This window comes from Acinetobacter sp. 24-47-62, from assembly GCF_056779765.1.
Genome location: NZ_JBWYIN010000011.1, coordinates 87,298 through 107,251, shown reverse-complemented (window position 1 = coordinate 107,251; position 19,954 = coordinate 87,298). Strand labels below are relative to the sequence as shown.

11 protein-coding genes and 2 pseudogenes are annotated in these 19,954 nt (G+C 39.6%); 9 read left to right on the top strand and 4 right to left on the bottom strand.

Annotated elements, in window-relative coordinates:
- Positions 1-130: 130 nt before the first annotated feature.
- The 4 genes and pseudogenes from AC1M87_RS10175 to AC1M87_RS10160 form a co-directional block, all read left to right on the top strand.
- A pseudogene (locus tag AC1M87_RS10175) lies at positions 131-1,540 on the top strand (hypothetical protein); the annotation flags it as partial.
- A 106-nt stretch (positions 1,541-1,646) separates the two neighbouring features.
- On the top strand, positions 1,647-2,336 hold the full coding sequence (locus AC1M87_RS10170) for a hypothetical protein (protein WP_179999378.1): 690 nt from the start codon (positions 1,647-1,649) through the stop codon (positions 2,334-2,336).
- 25 nt (positions 2,337-2,361) lie between these two features.
- Positions 2,362-4,830 carry a DUF6160 family protein gene (locus tag AC1M87_RS10165; protein ID WP_481593620.1) on the top strand — a complete coding sequence of 823 codons (2,469 nt, stop codon included), beginning with the start codon at positions 2,362-2,364 and terminating at the stop codon, positions 4,828-4,830.
- A 32-nt stretch (positions 4,831-4,862) separates the two neighbouring features.
- Positions 4,863-5,822, top strand: a complete 960-nt coding sequence (locus tag AC1M87_RS10160) for a DUF6160 family protein (protein WP_481593619.1) — start codon at positions 4,863-4,865, stop codon at positions 5,820-5,822.
- 36 nt (positions 5,823-5,858) lie between these two features.
- Here the strand turns inward: AC1M87_RS10160 and AC1M87_RS10155 are convergent, their stop codons facing one another.
- The 4 genes from AC1M87_RS10155 to AC1M87_RS10140 form a co-directional block, all read right to left on the bottom strand.
- On the bottom strand, positions 5,859-7,574 hold the full coding sequence (locus AC1M87_RS10155) for a proline--tRNA ligase (protein ID WP_481593618.1): 1,716 nt from the start codon (positions 7,572-7,574) through the stop codon (positions 5,859-5,861).
- 94 nt (positions 7,575-7,668) lie between these two features.
- Positions 7,669-10,773: an efflux RND transporter permease subunit gene (locus AC1M87_RS10150; protein WP_481589084.1), complete on the bottom strand. Its 3,105-nt coding sequence runs from the start codon at positions 10,771-10,773 to the stop codon at positions 7,669-7,671.
- A 15-nt stretch (positions 10,774-10,788) separates the two neighbouring features.
- On the bottom strand, positions 10,789-11,910 hold the full coding sequence (locus AC1M87_RS10145) for an efflux RND transporter periplasmic adaptor subunit (protein WP_481593617.1): 1,122 nt from the start codon (positions 11,908-11,910) through the stop codon (positions 10,789-10,791).
- Between the two features lie 34 nt (positions 11,911-11,944).
- Positions 11,945-12,589, bottom strand: coding sequence for a hypothetical protein (locus AC1M87_RS10140; protein ID WP_481593616.1), 645 nt, complete (start codon positions 12,587-12,589; stop codon positions 11,945-11,947).
- A gap of 277 nt (positions 12,590-12,866) precedes the next feature.
- Between AC1M87_RS10140 and pilG the strand changes: the two genes are divergently transcribed.
- From pilG to AC1M87_RS10115, 5 genes and pseudogenes are all read left to right on the top strand, one after another.
- Positions 12,867-13,253 carry a twitching motility response regulator PilG gene (pilG, locus tag AC1M87_RS10135; protein WP_035269072.1) on the top strand — a complete coding sequence of 129 codons (387 nt, stop codon included), beginning with the start codon at positions 12,867-12,869 and terminating at the stop codon, positions 13,251-13,253.
- 18 nt (positions 13,254-13,271) lie between these two features.
- Positions 13,272-13,646, top strand: coding sequence for a response regulator (locus tag AC1M87_RS10130; RefSeq protein ID WP_035269071.1), 375 nt, complete (start codon positions 13,272-13,274; stop codon positions 13,644-13,646).
- Complete coding sequence (locus AC1M87_RS10125; RefSeq protein WP_481593615.1) at positions 13,643-14,197, top strand: chemotaxis protein CheW; 555 nt, start codon at positions 13,643-13,645, stop codon at positions 14,195-14,197. The genes AC1M87_RS10130 and AC1M87_RS10125 overlap by 4 nt, the downstream gene beginning before the upstream one ends.
- Before the next feature lie 529 nt (positions 14,198-14,726).
- A pseudogene (locus AC1M87_RS10120) lies at positions 14,727-15,851 on the top strand (methyl-accepting chemotaxis protein); the annotation flags it as partial.
- A 7-nt stretch (positions 15,852-15,858) separates the two neighbouring features.
- A complete protein-coding gene (locus tag AC1M87_RS10115) occupies positions 15,859-19,917 on the top strand; it encodes a hybrid sensor histidine kinase/response regulator (protein ID WP_481593614.1) in 4,059 nt (1,352 codons plus the stop codon).
- The last annotated feature ends 37 nt before the right edge of the window (positions 19,918-19,954 follow it).

Here is a 19,954-nt window from a genome sequence, read left to right as displayed (position 1 = left end):
TCGGAAAAAATGCCAACCCAATCGCAATTTTTTGCAAATTCCACTTCATTTATATACTATAAACTGTGATGTAATCTTAATATTAAAAGAGAAGCATGGAATTCTTCTCTGAACAATTAAAAATATAAATATGGTGCAAGGCATCGTATACGGGAAGGTCGAGATGGCACTTAATTATACGAACATATTTAATCAGACTTTACTTGCAAGTTTAATGACGCTTACTACGGTTTCGCTCTACGCATTGCAGCCTCTTTCGGATGAAAATTTAAGTGCGACGACTGGTGAGGGTGTCGCCATGATTCCTCAAGATGCTTATTTTGTTTTTCAAGGGGAAAATTCAACTGCGGCAGATTTAATGAATCGCCAAAAAGATACTGGATATATTCATCTCATTCCAGTGGGGCCTTTAACGGATGCGGCATTGGATACCAATAAAAATGGAACAGTAGGGTCAGAAGATCATTCCGTGGGTAAGGCTGATTTGTTCGTGTATGGTCTCGCATTATCTAAATCTGATAATAATCACAATACGCGCTTAGCTGCGACAGATAAAGATGCACGTATAGGATCATGGGGAACAGCAACCAATCCATGGCTACTTCGAGTCGGTACTGAAAATCAGGTTCCAAATTTTGATTTAAATAAAACATGTATAAGTAATGATCCTAGCTGTCAGGTTCCATTCTTGACGCTTGAAGCTCCATTAATGGACACAGTTCGTCCTACGGATGCAGCTAATGGTCTTGATGCTTACAGATTGAAGATGGCCATGTGGGCGGATGCTTTTGTGCTTGATCCTTCTCGTAAAGAAGGGGATCCACTACTTTACCAATTGGGTGAAAAAGCAGGAACGAGTAATGCGGATCGTGCTAATCGACTTCGTTTACAGGCCATTTGGAATAATTTTTCCATTAATGGAAGTAATATAAAAATCTTTCAAACTTTAAATGGTGCAAGTAACCAAGCAGGCATGAGTGCATTTTATAACAACACCTTGGGTGTTGCTGGACTTGTGCGTTTGAACTCAGGGGATGGTCAAAATCTGACGACGGGGAATAAAACAGCCAATATTCTTAGACTGAGTACGCGTGAAACATCAGACACTCCTAATTTACAAACCCCTGCCATCAACAATACTCTGGCACCAGTATTTGATGCCAATGAGGGTATCTTTATTCAGAATTTGAATGCCAATATCGTATTGGGTTCACTCTATCAGCCTTTGATTCTAGGCTCTGATGGTAAAAACTTTAGTTTGGAACTCACGCGTATTCCAAATAAACCTGAAATTTATAAAAAAATATACACAGATTATAGCAATCCAAACTCGACAGAATATGCGGGCTCAACCTGTAACTTTTATAAATGTGGTAACAATGGTTTGAATGGCTATCAAGGGACGAATGCAACACATAGCAGTATCACTATTGGAAGTACTTCTTATAACGCTGAGAATAATACTTTAAGTGCTTATAAAGGATCAGATGCAGTAGGTATAAGTTTTGGTGCAGTCAATCCAATTCCCCAAACGCCTAATGCTGCATTGCCACCGTCAAATTTTAAAAATATGGGTTCTGCGGTCATTGATGGTGTTCTTATTCAGCATATGAAAATCACCACAAAAGGATTATAGGAGAGCATTCATGAAAAATTCATTAGTCGCTGTCCTATTCAGTGTTATAGCATCAATGACTTATGCACTTGAGCCCATGTCAGATGAAGCTTTAAAAAATGTTGAAGGACAAGCTGGAGCTGATCTCTCATTAAAACTTTCTTTAAACCAAAAGTTAGTGACTGAGAATAATGTTCAACGTTATGTGTTTGATGATGCACTGTGTAAGGATGTGGAATATTGTCGTCTCGCGCTTGCTGTCAATAATCGCTATATCAAAGATGGTCAAGCAAGTAGTACAGATGGTTTTAAATTATGGCTTGTTTTTAAAGGGATTCAGGGCACTCTAAATATTCAAAAGATTGGCTTGGATGGTGTAGATCTCAGCTATAAAAATGATTCTGGTACTGATCAGCTTAAAGCAGCGATGCAACTGAGCTTTGATGCATCTAAGCCAATTCAAATTCGTAATTTTGGTTTTGATGCTTTGGCTTTTGGTCAGGATAAATTTACCAGTAATGCCACCACTGAGGGTGTAGGAACAAGTCCTGCTGACTATGGTTACCTGCAAGTGACACGTTATGATTCATCTAATGCTCCTCGTTCTGCATATGACCATGGGCGAGAAACTGGTTTTATGGGTTTAAAAATGAATGGTAATTTAGCTGTTCAGGGTAAAGTCATGATGTTTGGTTGTGACGGCAGTCACCAGCGTTGTTGAAATTTAAGATGCATAAGGAAATGTGATGAACAATAAAAAATATAATCACAGCTCATTGCTGGTTATGAATGCATTAAGCCTGAGTATCTTGCTTGCAAGTGGTCATGCTATGGCTTTAGAAGTGATGCATGACGAAGCTTTGCGAAATGTAAATGGTCAAGATGGTGTTCATATCTCGACAACATTGACTGAAGCCAACATGGATCAGGTCTATTGGCAAGATCAAGCAGGTCGTGGCAGTAGTGGAGCAACCAATAATACATTGCAGGCAACAGCAGATAATGTCTTTATTCGAAAAAGTAATGTATCTAATCAAACACTAGGGGCAGACATTAAAATTAACGCTGGAAGCAATGCGAACCAAGCAGGGTTAGACTTCAATGCCAGTGTGACACCTGCTTTAGTGACCATGAATAATCTCAGAATTTGTGATAATGAGAGCTCAAGCCGTTGTAGTTTTTCAATGGGTCAATTGGCTTTACAAACCACTTCCAATACTGATTTATCGCTTAGAACGATTCACGGCTTATTCAGCAAAGAGAACCTTAGCGAAATCGCACTAGGGATTAAAAATGCCAATATCTATTTAGGGCAGACTGATGCACGAAATCAACTCAACCAACTTGTTTTAAACAACTTCAACTTCAACTTCAAAGCACGTGGTGCTATTTTTGTGGATGAGGTTGAGGGATTGAGAATGCAGTCGAACACACGTACAGGTTCGACAGATAACATTGCAGGTATGAGTAGTACGCCTAATGATAATTTGGGTTATGTGGATTTAAACCGTGTTGCAAATTCGGCTTCAAAAAAAGCAGGATTTATTAACACAGGAACCTATGGCAATGGTAAGTCAGGTGCAGAGGGTGAAACAACAAACTCAGGTCTAAATATCGAAGTGATGTTGAATAAGAACGTGAGTTCAAATGACCCATATGCTTTAAATAGCAATACAAATAATCCTCAAGGAGCTAAAGGACTCATCCGTGTAGGTGCCAGCGGGCGAATGGTCAATTCATCGTTGCAATTTCGTGGTACAAAAGGCAATGAAAGTGTTCTAGGAAATGCCAATAGTCCAACGGCTTCATCCAGTAATAGTGTAATTGGTGATTCTGGAATCGGGTTCCGTATGAAAGCTGACTTTACCAAAGACAATGATTCAATGCTCGGAAGTGATGGACAAGCAACGACTTTAGAAATTGGTGGGGCAGGTCTAAATGCATATGGTTTTGAGTTTAGTAACTTAACAGGGTTAAGACCAAATACTCGAGCATCTTTTGACAGTGGTAATGTGTATCTCAATTTAGCCGATACAAAAACACTGCGCTTACCTGAAAACGAAGTGTTCCAAAAAAGTCGTTTTGGTAATGGAAGTTATTTAACCTTAGCAACTGATTATCAGCACCAAATTCATAATGCAGTAACAGGTGATAATCCATACAGCTTGATTGCTGCGATTCGTGGTGCTGAATTTCAGTCTATTTCCCGCCGTGGACGTTTTACCAATAGTGCAGGAACACCAGCAGCTAACTTGTTTGCGAATACAAATGTTAAAAATGAGTGGGGCTTGGCACTGCCTTTTTATAATCTGAATGCCAATCTTGCTCTATATGGAACATCAGTTCGTGCAGATCAAGCTTTTTATTACACTTTAGCAGGCTCCGATGTTGTTAAAAACATGATTGCTACAGCGGGTAATACCTCAAGAATTGGTTTGTCTTTTGCAATGAGTACCTCTGGGGTAGACCGAGCTAATGGTCAAGCGCTAGGTAATAAAACCACGTCAATTTTAGTGGTTGATGGAGGTAAGGTAGGCAGTGGAGATACGGCAACATCAACAGATTACTATATGGGTTTACGTAATATTGATCTGTACGCGAAGGGTACAGGAAATATGGGCGTAGAAAATGGTAGTGTAAATGTCAGCTTGCGCGATATGTTGATTGTTCTATCAACAGAAGTTGCTGCGGGATATCTGCCAGGTACCATTTATAAAACCTGTAAATTAAATAGTGGAGCAGCAGGATGTGCTACGCGAAGTTCATCACCAGACAACAATTTTGCTTTAGCTGATGATGTGATGTTTGTGGTGAAATCACGTCTTGGTGGTGATGTTGATTTTTCTTTAATTCCAAATAATGCTGCTGAAGATGGTCAGAGCTTAACTTTTGTAGGTGAATTAGAGCTGAAAGGTGACAATAACACCTTCCAAATTACCGATCCTCATAATGGTTCAACACTTGGTTTAGACCGTTTGACAGGTAAAATTGCATTTAATAATGCATTGGTTGTTAGTAAAGATCAAAATGGTGCGGGACAATTTGGTGTGAATGCTGCCTTGATGTTCAATCCTCAAAAGACAACTTCGGGTGTTTTTAGAGCAAGAGACATCAACTTCTATCCTCCAACTGTAGGTGCTGGCGCTCGTTTAGGCGAATTGGCTATTACTGGCGGTCGCTTGAATAGTGAATTGCGCATTACACCTCGAAATTAATAAGTAAATATGGAAAGTTGAGGGATAAACTCATGAATATGATAAAAACAAAACGATTCAGTTTACTTATTTTGACCGCTGCGGTGGGACTCCCATGTTTTGCTATGCAACCATTGGATGATCAGTCTCTTTCATCTACTACTGGTCAAGATGGGGTCAGCATTGGTATTGGAATGGATAAGATCGAGTTCACACAGGCTGCGATCATTGATCAAGATGGAATTAAAGATCCAATATTAGGAAAAAATTATTCACAAGCTGCTGGCTTAGTGGTCGCAGGTCCAACTGGTAATCCAATTCAGGTTCAATTTTTAGGTCATACCCCTGGTTCGTCTACAATCAATGCAAAAATTGATACAGACGGAGGCAATGGCACGCCATTTGCCAATATAGGTATCACTTTTGCGGAGCAAATTACGGGGTTTAAATTGAGTCCATTCGCACTCTATATCGCAAGCAGTAATCAGGTGTCTAGTGCTACACAAACTAAATCGATTTATAATGATCTGAAGCAGTTGGTGCCCGGTGTCGCTAAAATTTTAGAAATAGGCAGTGCTGATCGAAACTTTGAAATTACATTAAATCAATCCCAACGTCCTCAAATCAATGTTCAATTAGGCAATGTGCCACAAGGCTACATGGTCCAGTTTGGAGGCGCAATTCAATCAATCTGTGGCACAGGCTCAGGCTGTCCTATTGCATTCGTATCTGGAAATTCTTCTGCAAAATTCGATTTTCAGGCTAAAGCTACTGATCAAAACAATGGTTTTTCATTATCTGGTTTCCATGCAGGTGTTGCACCTTCAGGCATTTACATCGGAAATACAGGACAATCTAGTAAAATGAATATTGGTCTCAACAAGGTGATGTTGGGACGTGAGGGGGCGAGTAGTCCGATGGTCTTTAATGGTTTAGCGAATGGCTCAATGGGGAGCTTTGGGGCTATTGGTACATCTGTGAAAGATTTGAAAGTGAATATCAACGGTCTATAAAAAATCCCGCGAATAGCGGGATTTTTTATGCTCAAATTATTGGGCGATTTTAGCGAGTATTTCTTCTTTACTCAGGTTGCTTGATTCAGTATCAGAACGACCTTTGTACTCAAAAGTACCAGCATCTAAACCTTTTTCACCGATAACAATACGGTGCGGAATACCTGTAATTTCGATATCGGAGAATTTAACGCCTGGTCGTTCTTCACGGTCATCTAAAAGCACGTCATAACCAGCAGCTTGAAGTTCTGTATAAAGTGCTTCAGCAGCCTCTACAGTACGAGGTGATTTATGAGCATTCATCGGAACGATTGCGACATGGAAAGGTGCAATAGCAGCAGGCCAAATAATTCCTTTTTCATCGTAATTTTGTTCAATGGCAGCCGCGACGACGCGAGTCACCCCAATTCCATAACAACCCATTGTTACAGTGAATGGTTTACCATCCTTACCTAATACTTTGCAGCCCAGAGCTTCAGAGTATTTTTGACCTAATTGGAAAATATGACCAACTTCAATACCACGTTTAATTTGAAGTACACCTTTACCATCTGGAGATGGATCACCCTCAACAACATTGCGAAGATCATAAACTTCAGTGAATTGAGCATCACGCTCCCAGTTCACACCCGTCGCATGTTTGTTTGCTTCGTTTGCACCTGCAACAAAATCAGACAAAACTGATGCTGCTCGGTCAACGATGACATTAATCCCTTTTTCGACTAAACCTTGAGGACCAACAAAACCAGCGGTTAAGCCTAAAGCACTCAGTTGTTCTTCAGTTGCAAATGCAAGTGGTGATGCAATCAGCGGATGTTTCTCAGCTTTGATTTCGTTTAGCTCATGGTCACCACGAAGGAACAGTGCCACGACAGGCGCAGTTTTACCTTCTTCAGCGACTCCTTGTACCAACAAAGCTTTGACAGACTGTTTTGCATCAGTACCTAAGAAAGCAGATACATCAGCTATAGTCTTTTGATTTGGAGTTTCAACAATTTTTAATTCTTGAGTTGGTGCAGCACGTTCACCTACAAGAATCGCTTCAGCCATTTCAATATTGGCTGCATAATCTGATTCAGTTGAGAATGCAATATCGTCTTCACCGCTTGATGCCAATACATGGAATTCATGCGAACCTGAACCGCCAATTGAACCTGTATCCGCCTGTACTGGACGGAAGTCTAAACCTAAACGAGTAAAAATACGGCAATAGGCATCGTACATCGTGTCGTAAGTTTCTTGTAATGAAGCTTGATCTGCATGGAATGAGTAAGCATCTTTCATCACGAATTCACGAGAGCGCATAACGCCAAAACGAGGACGCACTTCATCACGGAATTTAGTTTGAACTTGGTAAAAATTAGCGGGTAATTGTTTATAACTTTTGAGTTCGTTACGTGCTAAATCAGTAATGACTTCTTCATGTGTAGGACCGAGAACAAAAGGGTTGTTGTGACGGTCATTAAAGCGTAAAAGTTCTGGACCATATTGCACATAGCGACCAGATTCTACCCATAAACTTGCTGGTTGGGTCACAGGCATCAATACTTGTAGTGAACCAGCACGGTCCATTTCTTCGCGAACAATCGCTTCGACTTTATTTAACACACGTACGCCCATTGGCAACCAAGAATATAATCCTGAAGCCAATTTACGAATCATACCCGCACGAAGCATCAGCTGATGAGAGATTACTTCAGCATCACTTGGGGTTTCTCTTAACGTTGCAAATAAAAAGCGACTCGCGCGCATGGAATTTGTCCTAATAATGAGCGTTAAAGCATAAGATTATACGATAAAAAATGAGGTGAGCATTTTGAATGACACCTCATGACAATTCTCTACATTATGACATGAATTTTCGTGTTTGACGCACCATAAAATTCTTAAAGTCATCTAAGTAAGTAAAGATAACGGGAACCACAACTAAGGTCAGCAGGGTGGATGTAATGACGCCCCCAATGACAGCATGCGCCATCGGAGCACTTTGTTCACCTCCTTCACCCAAGCCTAATGCCAATGGCACCATACCCATGACCATCGCACTCGTGGTCATCAGAATGGGTCTAAGTCGTGTTTTACCTGCAGCAATAATGGCATCAAAACGTGTCTCACCGCGATCAATAGCTTTCTTAATAAAGTCAATGAGGAGAATCGCATTCTTGGTTACTAATCCCATTAACATGATGATGCCAATAATGGAGAATAAATTCATTGTTGAGTTAAATAAGAATAATGCAAGGAATACTCCGACCAATGACAATGGTAATGAGGCCATGATCGCCGCAGGATGAATAAAACTATTGAATTGAGAGCCTAAAACAATATAGATAAATACAATAGAAAGTGTAACGGCTGTAACAGCGTACCCAATCGATTCTTCCATATCTGCGTTTGCACCTTGTGTTTCAAAACCATAGCCAGCAGGCATCTCGAAGTTATCTTGCAATGCTTTAATATCTCGACCAATATCACCTGCAGGTCGACCTGAAGTATTGGCTTCAACCATGACTTCACGTGCTAAATCACGACGGTTGATTTGAGATGCACCATAACTTTCTTGTGTGCTTGTTACGCTTGAGAGCGGAACCAAGATAGGTTGATTATTCGCATCCACTTTTTGCGATTTTAAATATAAATTATTGATGTCACTTGGAAGCGTACGTTGATCTTCAGAGAGGCGCAAATTGACATCATAGGTTTCACCTTTTTCGTCTTTCCACGTCGTTACATCATCACCAGCAAGGAGAGGGCGGATCACATTGGCAATTTGGCTGACTGATAATCCTAAATCGTTTGCAAGTACACGATTTACATGCACTTCAAGGGTAGGTTTAGGCTCTTTGAGCGAGCTTTCTAAATCGACGACACCATCAATTTTTGCCATTTCCACCATGAAACGATCAGAAATTTTTTGTAATTCATCTAGCTCAGGTCCTTTGATGGAAATCATGACAGGCTTTTGACCACCAGACACAGTTTCATCTGCTGAAGCAATAGAGGTGAGGGTAATACCCGCCACTGTTTGTAGTCGATCACGAAACTCATTGGTTAAATCAGTCAGTGTCTGAGAGCGCTCTTGACGAGGACTTAAACTGACTCGGATGCTTACATGGTTTTTCCCGCGATCAGTCACCCCATTAATAACGCCGTACGTTCCTTTAACTTCTGGATGCTGTCGAATAATAGATTCAACTTGTTTTAACTTTGCCTGAGAGTATTCGAGTGAAGCATCTACGGGCGTTTCAAATTTGATCCGAATTTCACCTTTATCTGGAACAGGTACAAACTCTGTTCCCACCATTTTCGATAGCGCGAGCGCGCCAAACAGTGAAGCAACAGCAACGACAATTGTTAGAAAGCGGAATCTTAGTGCCAGTTTTAGCAGCTTCTCGTACACTTCATTTAATGAATCAAGTTTATTTGAGATCCCATTGAAGAAGCGTTTCAATGCGCTCGGTTTTTTATTTGGATGATGACGTTCAGCCCAGTGAGCTGAGAGCATTGGATCGAGCGTAAAACTGACAAACATTGAGATCAGTACAGCGGTACTTACTGTCACGCCAAATTGGTAGAAGAAACGACCGATAATACCGCCCATGAATGCAACTGGTAAGAACACCGCAACAATGGTCAAAGTGGTTGCGAGAACTGCCAGCCCAATTTCTTTGGTTCCATCTAAAGCAGCAGTCACATGATCTTTCCCCATATCAGCATGGCGGACAATATTTTCACGTACCACAATTGCATCATCAATAAGAAGACCAATACTTAAAGACAGGGCAAGAAGAGTCATCATATTGATGGTAAAACCAAAAGCCCAAATGAACGTTAATGTGCCGAGTAGGGCGATTGGCAGGGTAAGGCCTGTAATAATCGTCGATCTAAATGAACCTAAAAACAGTAGAACGATGACAACCGCAAGTACACCACCTTCAATAATTGTACGGGCAACATCACCAATACTTGCTCGTATGCCTCGAGATGTATCGACAACTACTTTCAATGTTGTCCCTTGCGGGAGTTGTTGTTCTATACGGTTTAGTGTTTTATAAGCCGCATCTACAACATCAATTACATTTGAATCAGAGCTTCTGAGAATATCCAACGCGACAGCATTTTGACCGTTAATGAATGCACTCGACTCGAGTTCAGCTTGGCTGTCGTAAATTTCAGCTACTTGTTTTAAGTAGATTGGCGTGCCATTTTTACTCGCGACGATGAGATCCCCAAAGGATTGGGGATGAATTACTCTTGATTTAATTTCAACAACCAGCTCTGAATTTGACTGTTTGAGTGTGCCCCCAGGGACTTCAATGTTTTCGCCTTTTAGTGTGTTAATGACTTGATCAACGCCAACACCAAGACTTTGTAATTTTTGTGGATTAACTTCAATACGAATTTGACGCTGCGAGTCACCTAGCAGGTTAACTGTACCTACCCCACGAACAGTTCTCAATTGAGGAACAATTTTTTGATCTAAATAAGAGCTGAGCTCTCGGAGTGACATATTCTCAGACTCAAATACCACCGACATGATGGCACCTGCGGAAGGATCATAGCGCTCAACAATAGGATCAGTAATTTCATCACGAAATTCAGCTGTCACTGGCGCAATTTTGTCTCGAATATCTTGAGCTGCAACGGTTGAAGGAACATCTAAATTAAACTCAGTGATAATTGTAGAGAGTCCTTCACTTGACTGCGATATCACTTGTTTAACACCTGAGATCGTATTGATCTGATCTTCCATCTTTTTGGTAATTTCAGATTCAACAGTTTCAGGAGAAGCACCTGGATAAGTGGTATACACGACCACAAATGGGAAATCGACATCAGGGAATTCTTCAACTCCCATTCGTTGCCATGATGATAAGCCCAATACCATCAGGCATAGCATCATCATGATCGTAAAGACAGGATATTTCACACTGATTCGAGTTAACCACATAGTTCAGATCCTGTCTTACTTTGAAGCAATTGAGACTGTTTTATTTAAGTCATCATTGATAAACTTAATTCTACTGATGTAATCCGTTGGCTGAAGACCACTGATCATTGCAATATTCTCGTTGGGTTGTCGATCCAAAATTTGAATATTGGCTTTCTGAATTTTCTGATCACGGATGATCCACAAATAAGGTTTGCCATCTGCATCTTGAATAGTATCAAGCGGAACTTTTTGTCCTTGAATCTGCTTTGTATCTAAGATGAAACCTTCGACAAAAGCACCAATACTCAGTGAATTGATTGATTCATTCGGTTGAGCAAAAAACTCAACCTGACGACTGATTTGATCGGCCATTGGGGAAATGCGTGTTAACTTGGCAGTATAATTTTGGGTAGCCCCTTGAATTTTATATTCAATGTTGTTTCCAATGTTGAGCGCATGTTGAGATTCGACAGGGAGTTTTGCTTGAATCTCCAATTTTTGTGGATCTACGATTTCAAATAATGTTTGACCCATTGAAACGGTTTGACCAGGTTCGACTTGACGTTTGGTAATTACGCCAGAAATGGGGCTACGAATTAATCCATCAGCATCGGCTTTCAGTGCGATATCCACATTTGCTTGCTGAGCTCGTACAGTTTCGAGTTGAGCTTTATGCTCCACTTGACTTTGTTCATATTCAACCTTAGAAATAAATCCTTGATCATAAAGTCGTTTTTTTCGAGTGACCATATTTGCAGCTTGTTGTGCCTGCGCTTGTGCAGAAGCAAGATTAGCGCGAGCTTGTGCGAGTCGGGCTGCATTATCTTGATTATTTAAACGTACCAAGACTTGTCCTTTACTCACCCTTTCACCGACTTGTACAGAGACTTGACTAGCAGTGGCAGTCACTTGCGCTTGAATTGTACTTTGATTCACAGCGCGTATGGTGCCTGTGAAAGCAAATCTCAGATTTGAGACCCCATTTTCAACTTTGACTAAGTCCTGTTGTATTAATTCAATTTTTTGAGGGGTAGATGAGGTTGGCTGTACACTTTCGTCATTTTTTTGACAAGCGGCTAAAAGACAACTCGTACACAGCGTTCCTAATACGAGATATTTCTTAAACTGACTGCTGTGTCGAGTCGCATTCGGCATGTGATAATTCCTTTCCATTCAGACAAACTCTTCTTTATTCAAGAGTTTTTAAGCGCTTGATAATATTGTCGTATTGTGACTGAGTATTTCGATAGTTTGTTTGTAAAGATTCAATATTTTTTTGGATATTACTCATATTCTGTGCATTATAAGTGATTCGATCTTGTAAGTTTTTAGGGACAGGGTCCCCTTTCTTGATATAGGTCTGTTCCTGCTTTTTAAACAATATTCGATCTTGCTCCAGTTGTTGGTACTGTTGTTTTTGAAAGGTGATTTGTTTGTTGATGTTTTTCAACATATCATCACGTTTGTTCGCAGCCACTTTACTAGAACCATAAGCGCGTTTTAAGCGTAGATCTTGTTCATGTTGTTTGGCTTGTTGCGTACGTACAGCACTTTGTTGCTGTTCTTTATCGGCATCATAAGGTCGATTTTTTTTAATCACTTGCATATTACGGTCAAGTGCTTCATAACCGTGACGAATATGCTCTGGTGTTACCGAACTACTAATATTAGCTACGCCATTTTTATCATAATAACGATACCAAGACGGTTTGGTCACTGTGGTATTAGCAATTGCTTCACTGATACATAAACCAAATGTCATCATGATCACTAAGAATGTTTTATGATGAAGATGCTTTAACCCAATTCTTGATTTGTGCGAAAGATTAAACATTGGAATTGGCCCCCCGTGATATCAATTCAATTTTTTAATTTTTGCTTTTAATAACAAGCATTTTATGTGGTTCTGGTAAATTTATAAATATAAACCGTTAAATAATTTACGCTTAATCTGATTCACCCTTAAATTCTATGAAACTTTGTGACACAATCTCTCCGCGAGTACTCAACTGCATTGAAAATCAATGTAATGTTATGTTAGAAAATAATGGTTATTCTCTAAATTAAGCGTTTCATTTTTCTTTAAATCTCATCTCAGGAAGGATCATTCAATGGATGATAATCTGCAAAATATTAAAGTGATGGTCATTGATGATTCAAAAACGATTCGTCGGACCGCAGAAACTTTATTACAGCGTGAAGGATATGACGTTGTAACTGCAGTAGATGGATTTGAAGCATTATCTAAAATTGCTGAAACTCGACCTGATATTATTTTTGTAGATATTATGATGCCGCGTTTAGATGGGTATCAAACGTGCGCATTGTTAAAAAACTCACAAAATTTCCAACATATTCCAGTGGTCATGTTATCCAGTAAAGATGGTATGTTTGATCAGGCAAAAGGACGAGTTGTTGGATCTGATGAATACCTCACGAAACCATTCAGTAAAGATGAGCTATTGAATGCGATTCGTAAACTTGTCGCTTCACGTTAAGTACTGGGAAAACAAAATATGACACGTATCTTAGTGGTAGATGACTCTCCAACAGAAATGTTTAGATTTAAAGAAATTCTGTCCAAAAATGGCTATGAAGTGCTAGAAGCAACCAATGGTGCAGATGGTGTTACCTTGGCGCAAGCAGAGCAACCAGATCTTGTACTTATGGATGTGGTGATGCCTGGTGTGAATGGATTTCAAGCAACTCGGCAAATTGCAAGAGCTGATGTAACGAAGCATATTCCAGTTGTCATTGTCAGTACCAAAGATCAGGATACGGATCGAATTTGGGGCAAAAGACAAGGCGCGGTCGACTACCTGATCAAACCTGTAGATGAATCAAGATTACTTGATGTCATTCAGCAATATTTAAATACAGGCACAGCATGATCACTCAAGATGAAAGTGATCAACAACACTGGTTAACGCAAGCCAGTAATGCTAATTCGGCTCAAGTAAATGAGTACCGTGATGTGCAAAATCAGGACCTCTGGTCTGGTGTATGTTTTAAAGTTGAGCAGCAGCAATTTATTACCCCACTTGGTGATATTGCGGAGGTTAGCCCTTTACTGAGCATTACTTCTTTACCACTTACGCCGCCGTGGTATTTAGGTTTGGCGAATTTGCGAGGTCGAGTACTGACCGTATTAGATCTAAAGCAATTTGCTTTGGGTAAAACCACACAACTACACGCTAATGTTAAAATTTTATGTTTTAACGTGGGGCAAGACTGTGTTGGATTACTTGTGGATGAAGTCCTCGGTGTAAAACATTATAAGAATAATACCTATAGCGCCGGTTCGGATTTGATCGCAGAACCATATAGATTATTTTGCCAAGGTTATTTTCTCGATCATTCAACACCTGTAGCTGTGCTGATGATGAGTCTGCTATATGAGCATGATCGCCTAAAGCATATGTTCACATCTAATTCAATTTAATGTCTAGTCAGCAATAGTTTTTTGGGGGAGCTGAGTGAGTTTACGGTTAAAAAAGACCAGTCGGAATGTGAATGATTCAGATTCCAACACACAGGGATGGAAAGCTTCACTTAAGTTAAAACTTGAACAGTTTTCAGAGCTGTTTGGGCAATCTGCCCAAACGAAGTCTTATTTAATCATGGCTATTATTAGCCTCGTTTGTGCTTTTCTGATTTTATTGTTTCTTATGTTTAATCTCCCACGTACAGTGGAGCAAAGTCGTGGGGTGGGGGAACTGAAATATCTCAATCAAATGATGATTATTCAGACTCAACAGTTTGAGGATAATCCTACAGATTACACATTACAGATTCTCAAAAACTCTCAGCTTATTTTTAGTTCACAACTTGAAAATGTAAAATCAGTTTATTTTTATAGTCCGGCTTTAAATGAAGTAGATCGACTATGGTTAGAGTCTCAAAGCAATATCACGGAGTCTCAGTTACAAAAAATTCAAGTAGCCCTCAATGAAATTCGCACAGGTTCTACGTGGTTACTGATTTTACTGTCACTTTTATTGTTGATTAGTTTATCGAGCTTCACCTTTGCTGTAATTAAACTTTTTATTTTGAGAAGCCAAGAAGATCGTCTGCGTTTAATGGAACTGGTGGATAAAGATAAGAAGAATCAAACCGCGATTTATCGGCTTTTAGATGAAATTGGAGATTTAGCTGAAGGCGATTTGACCAAATATGCTGCGGTTTCTGCAGATTTTACGGGGACAATCGCGGATTCAATTAATGTAGCGATAGATCATTTGCGTGATTTGGTGATGAGAATTAATCAGGCTGCCCAACAAGTTACCCAATATATTCATCAAACTCAGCACATGAGTTCACAATTGGCTCAATCTTCAGAGCTGCAAGCTCGTGAAATCCAAAATACATCGCTCGCCATTCATGACATGGCGGACTCAATTGATCACGTTTCTGAAAATGCAGCGCAATCTGCAAAAGTTGCTCAGCGCGCTGTACTTATCGCAGTGAAGGGTGGGGAAGTGGTTGAACGATCAATAGATGGAATGGATCAAATACGAGGCCAGATTCAAGAAACATCTAAAAAAATTAAAAGGCTGGGTGAATCTACTCAAGAGATTGGAAACTTTGTTGCAACCATTGAAGACATTGCAGGGCAAACGCATCTGTTGGCTTTAAATGCAGCCATTCAAGCCGCAATGGCAGGCGATGCTGGACGAGGTTTTGCTAGTGTTGCTGATGAGGTGCAGCGTTTAGCTGAACGTTCAACTGCTGCGACCAAACATATTGAGATATTGGTAAAAAATATTCAATTAGATACACATGAGGCCGTTCGCTCTATGGAGCAAACAACTTCTGAGGTGGTTAAGGGGACTGGACTTGCTCAAGATGCAGGAGCAGCACTTGCAGATATTCAGTTGATTTCAAAACAGTTGGCTCAACTCATTGCGAATATTTCAGCATCCTCAAAAGTTCAGTCAGCTGCTGCGGGTCAAATTGCGAAAACAATGTCGCTTGTGCAAGATGTCACACGAGAAAATCATGCTTCAACCTTAGATACTGCTCAATCGATAGCAGAACTCACTCAAATGGCTGATTCTTTAAGGAAATCAGTTGCAAACTTCAAATTACCTGAGTGATTGAGCCATGAAAAATAATAATCCTAATAAAATACAATTATATCTTTCAGAAGCACTCCATCGTGCATATATAGATATGCAGCTTCCTCAGGATGAATTAAATTTTGAAGATGAGGAGCTCCTTACGACCTTTGCTGAAGAGCTTAAGGAATTACTTCTAGAAATATCAGAAAATTTTCAAGTCTTATCGAATGATTTAGAACAGGTAAATATTTGGCAAGCTTTGCGCCGTAATTTTCATACCTTAAAGGGTTCAGGTCGAATGCTTGGATTCAACTCAGTTTCTGAGCTTGCATGGACTGTTGAGACAATATTAAATATTAGGCTTGATCAGCAACTTTCATGGAGTCAAATGGTCCTTGAGTATGTTGAGCTGATCTCTCGTATATATCGCTACATTATTGTGCCTAGTTTAACAGTGAAACAAGCGATTCAATTAGATGTTAAACCTCTATTGCTTTTAGGTCGGCAATTAGAACATTCAAATACCATAGATCAATCATTGCATCCTTTGTTGGCGATCAACGCTCATCTCACACAGCTAGATCTAGATTTCAGGATTGAATGTCATTGTTTGAGTGACTCAAATTCACTCTCAGCAACAGCCACAATTGAGAATACTCAAATATGGGATAACGAGGTTCTGCAAAGTTTTTATGCTGAAGCTTCAGAACAATTGAAATCCCTGCAAGATATGTTGGATAAATCCAATCAACAATTTCAGGTGGATACGCTTGCACGTGTTGTCCATTCTCTCAGGGGGAGTTCTGCAATTGTTGGACTTGAGAAAATTGAAGTATTGAGTCAGTCATTCGAAAAAATAATACAACGTAATCCATCTTTTGATACCAACAATAAAGAATTGCAAGCGCTCACAACGCAGTATATTGATTTAATCCAGTATTACTTAGAAAGCTTGCAAACAACAGGTGACAACGTAACGAGACAACAACAGTTTCAGGCATTAGAGCATACATTTTTAATCGCATTGAGAGACTTCTCAGAACAGATTACACAGAACGATCCAAATCTTGATCCGCAAGAGTTACTCAAGAAAATTGTAGATTTGGGTGTAGAAGATGTTTTCCTTATCGATACCTTTGTACAAGATGGTATTTCTAACCTCGTTAGCTCTACACGTACTACTGAACGTTCGACCTTACTGAGTCAACAACTCAGTTCAATTGCTAAATTTGCCATTAAAGTTGATTTTGATCTCCTTCAAAAAATTTCAGAAATTTTGAGTTCAATTCACTTCAACATTGCAAGAGAACCGAATTCAATTGCCTACTCAAATGTCCACCGAGTTTTACAACAAGGGCATGAAAAACTCTTAGAAATATTTGATGAACTTGCTATAGGTCAATTGGCTCAAAATAATGTAGCTTCTCAGCAGCTATTAGGTGATTTAAAACAACTTAATCATGAATACTTCAGCTTTTCCAATCAATCGAATTGCATTTCCAATATAGAACAGGAAAGCGAAGTATCTGCTCGATCCTTAGATGAAACAATTCTGACATTACTCAATATAGATTACGCACTCAAAGATTCAGCGAAAGCAAAACAGGGCTTAGATCGCGAAGTAAGTGGTTTTTTTGTCGAGGAAGCGGAAGAAATCTTGTCTCAAATCGAAGACTTGTTCAATACATGGTTAGAGTATCAAGAAGATGCTACGTGTATCCAAAAAATTATGCGGCAACTGCACACGTTGAAAGGTGGTGCATACATGTTGCAAGCAGATTACTTTGCAAATCTAATCCATGAGCTTGAATCTGTATATCTTCAACTCATTTCAGAGCAACAAATTGATATAAAAAGTTTCATTATTTTGATTAAAGCCTTACAGCAGGATTTGGTACGGCGTGTCAATATCATTAAAACTGAGTCTCTTGATTATCCGATAGAGCAGGCATCAAGGCTTATTCAGGGTTTAATTGAGCTTGGACATTTCAATCTTAAGGGGGGTGACTCGAAGCTGAACTTAGTACATTCGATGCAAAATGATATCACTCACCACATGTCTTCAGATTTTAATATTCATTCAACTTTATCAGCGGACCTTGAAAACAATTTAAGTGATTTAGTCACTACGCATAATAATTCATCAAAGTTTGACTCTTCTTCCATTCAGCAAAACTCACATCAGAATGAACCATCTAACGCTAAGGAGAGTGCTTTACCGCCCCCAATGAGTGGCAATTTGCAAAAGTTTGTGCAATCTGCCGTAGCGAACGAGACACTTTCAGTCTCTACTGCTGTAATTGAAGCAACTCTTAATTTGATTGGGGAGGATTTGATTCAACGTTCGCAAGTTGAAGTAGAGTTAAAATCATATCGGTCAAATTTGGTAGAAATGGATCAAACCATTCAGCGCCTTACTTCACAATTGAGACGGATGGAGGGGGAATTAGAATCCCAAATTTTATTACAACGTAGATTACATAATTCCGCCGAGCATGGGTTTGATCCCTTAGAAATGGATCAATATTCATCACTCAATCAACTCTCTAAATCTATATCAGAGTCAACATCAGACTTGTTAGATATCAGAAACACTCTGCACGAAAAGCTTCAGTCTGCAGAAAGTATATTGATTCAGCAGGCAAGAATACAAAACAACATCCAACACTCGTTGATGCGTACTCGTGTCGTGCCATTCAAGACGATACAAATGCGTCTTGAACGCTTATGCAAGCAACTTTCGATGAATCTGAATAAATCTGTTCAGTTACAGATTGAACATGCAGACATCGAATTAGATCGTAGTATTCTTGAAAAGTTGATCACCTCACTTGAGCATATTCTGCGTAATGCGATTGATCACGGAATTGAGTCAGCAGAACAGCGGTTGAAATTAAATAAACCTGAACAAGCAGTCATGCAACTGACACTGGTGAATCATCACAATGAGCTGAGTATTTTGATCAAGGATGATGGTCGAGGAATTGATCCACAAGAGATTAAGCAAAAAGCTGTTGAATTTGGTTGGCTCAATACTGAACGGGAATATTCTGAAACTGAACTATTACAATTGATTTTTAGACCAGGCTTTACCACTGCTGCAAAATTAACAACGGTTTCAGGACGTGGTGTCGGTTTAGATGTCGTAAAAAGTGAAATACAGGCACTGGGTGGGCATGTTCATGTTACTTCGGAAAGAGGACTAGGAACTTGTTTTGAAATCAGAATTCCTAAATCTTCAATTATTACTGAAGCGTTGATGGTAAAAGTTGCAGATCAATTCTTTGCCTTACCGTTACATCAAATACAACGTGTTGAAATGATCGATAGACATGATTTAAATCACGCGAAACAACAGGGTCAGTTGTTGAGAGTGCATGAAGCAAGTTATCAATTAAACGATTTGGCTGACTTCGTATTGTTAAATCAACATATAAACAGAAACTCACCATATTCAGAAACCCAAAAAGTTCCAGTGATTTTGGTAAATATGCACCAGTCTCAACCTGTGGCTTTATTCGTTGATGAAGTCTTAGGAACTAATTCACAAATTATTGTGAAACAGACTGGGAGGCTGATCCATCAAATTGATTATCTCAGCGGTGTAACCATTATGGGCAGTGGAGAAATTTGCCCAATTTTAAATGTAAATCGTGTGGTTCAATATCTCACTCAGCAGGATTGGTCTATACATCTAGAGTCGAAGCCCTCTAATTTAGAGCATGACAATGAAGCACCTACGATTTTAGTGGTTGATGATTCGGTCACAGTTCGAAAAGTGACATCTAAACTACTGGAGCGCCATGGTTACCAGATTGTTACAGCTATAGATGGTATTGAAGCACTTGAACATTTACAGCACTCAACACCTGCCTTAATGTTAATTGATGTTGAAATGCCAAGAATGGATGGTTTTGAAGTGATGCAATGGCTGAGAAATCAACCACATTTGCAGAACTTACCTGTGGTTATGATCACTTCACGAGTGGGGGATAAGCATAAACAACATGCTCTTGAACTTGGTGTATCGGCTTATATGGGTAAACCTTTCCAAGAAGCAGTGTTGATTGAGCAGATCAATCAGCTTTTAAAACATGATTGAAGTATTTTAAGCGAATTAAAAAAAAGGATGCATTCGC

What these genes read in the sequence shown, in the direction of transcription:
- AC1M87_RS10170 (WP_179999378.1), top strand. Translation starts at nt 1,647, where the DNA reads ATGAAAAATTCATTAGTCGCTGTCCTATTCAGTGTTATAGCATCAATG.
- AC1M87_RS10165 (WP_481593620.1), top strand. Translation starts at nt 2,362, where the DNA reads ATGAACAATAAAAAATATAATCACAGCTCATTGCTGGTTATGAATGCA.
- AC1M87_RS10160 (WP_481593619.1), top strand. Translation starts at nt 4,863, where the DNA reads ATGAATATGATAAAAACAAAACGATTCAGTTTACTTATTTTGACCGCT.
- AC1M87_RS10155 (WP_481593618.1), bottom strand. Translation starts at nt 7,574, where the DNA reads ATGCGCGCGAGTCGCTTTTTATTTGCAACGTTAAGAGAAACCCCAAGT.
- AC1M87_RS10150 (WP_481589084.1), bottom strand. Translation starts at nt 10,773, where the DNA reads ATGTGGTTAACTCGAATCAGTGTGAAATATCCTGTCTTTACGATCATG.
- AC1M87_RS10145 (WP_481593617.1), bottom strand. Translation starts at nt 11,910, where the DNA reads ATGCCGAATGCGACTCGACACAGCAGTCAGTTTAAGAAATATCTCGTA.
- AC1M87_RS10140 (WP_481593616.1), bottom strand. Translation starts at nt 12,589, where the DNA reads ATGTTTAATCTTTCGCACAAATCAAGAATTGGGTTAAAGCATCTTCAT.
- pilG (WP_035269072.1), top strand. Translation starts at nt 12,867, where the DNA reads ATGGATGATAATCTGCAAAATATTAAAGTGATGGTCATTGATGATTCA.
- AC1M87_RS10130 (WP_035269071.1), top strand. Translation starts at nt 13,272, where the DNA reads ATGACACGTATCTTAGTGGTAGATGACTCTCCAACAGAAATGTTTAGA.
- AC1M87_RS10125 (WP_481593615.1), top strand. Translation starts at nt 13,643, where the DNA reads ATGATCACTCAAGATGAAAGTGATCAACAACACTGGTTAACGCAAGCC.
- AC1M87_RS10115 (WP_481593614.1), top strand. Translation starts at nt 15,859, where the DNA reads ATGAAAAATAATAATCCTAATAAAATACAATTATATCTTTCAGAAGCA.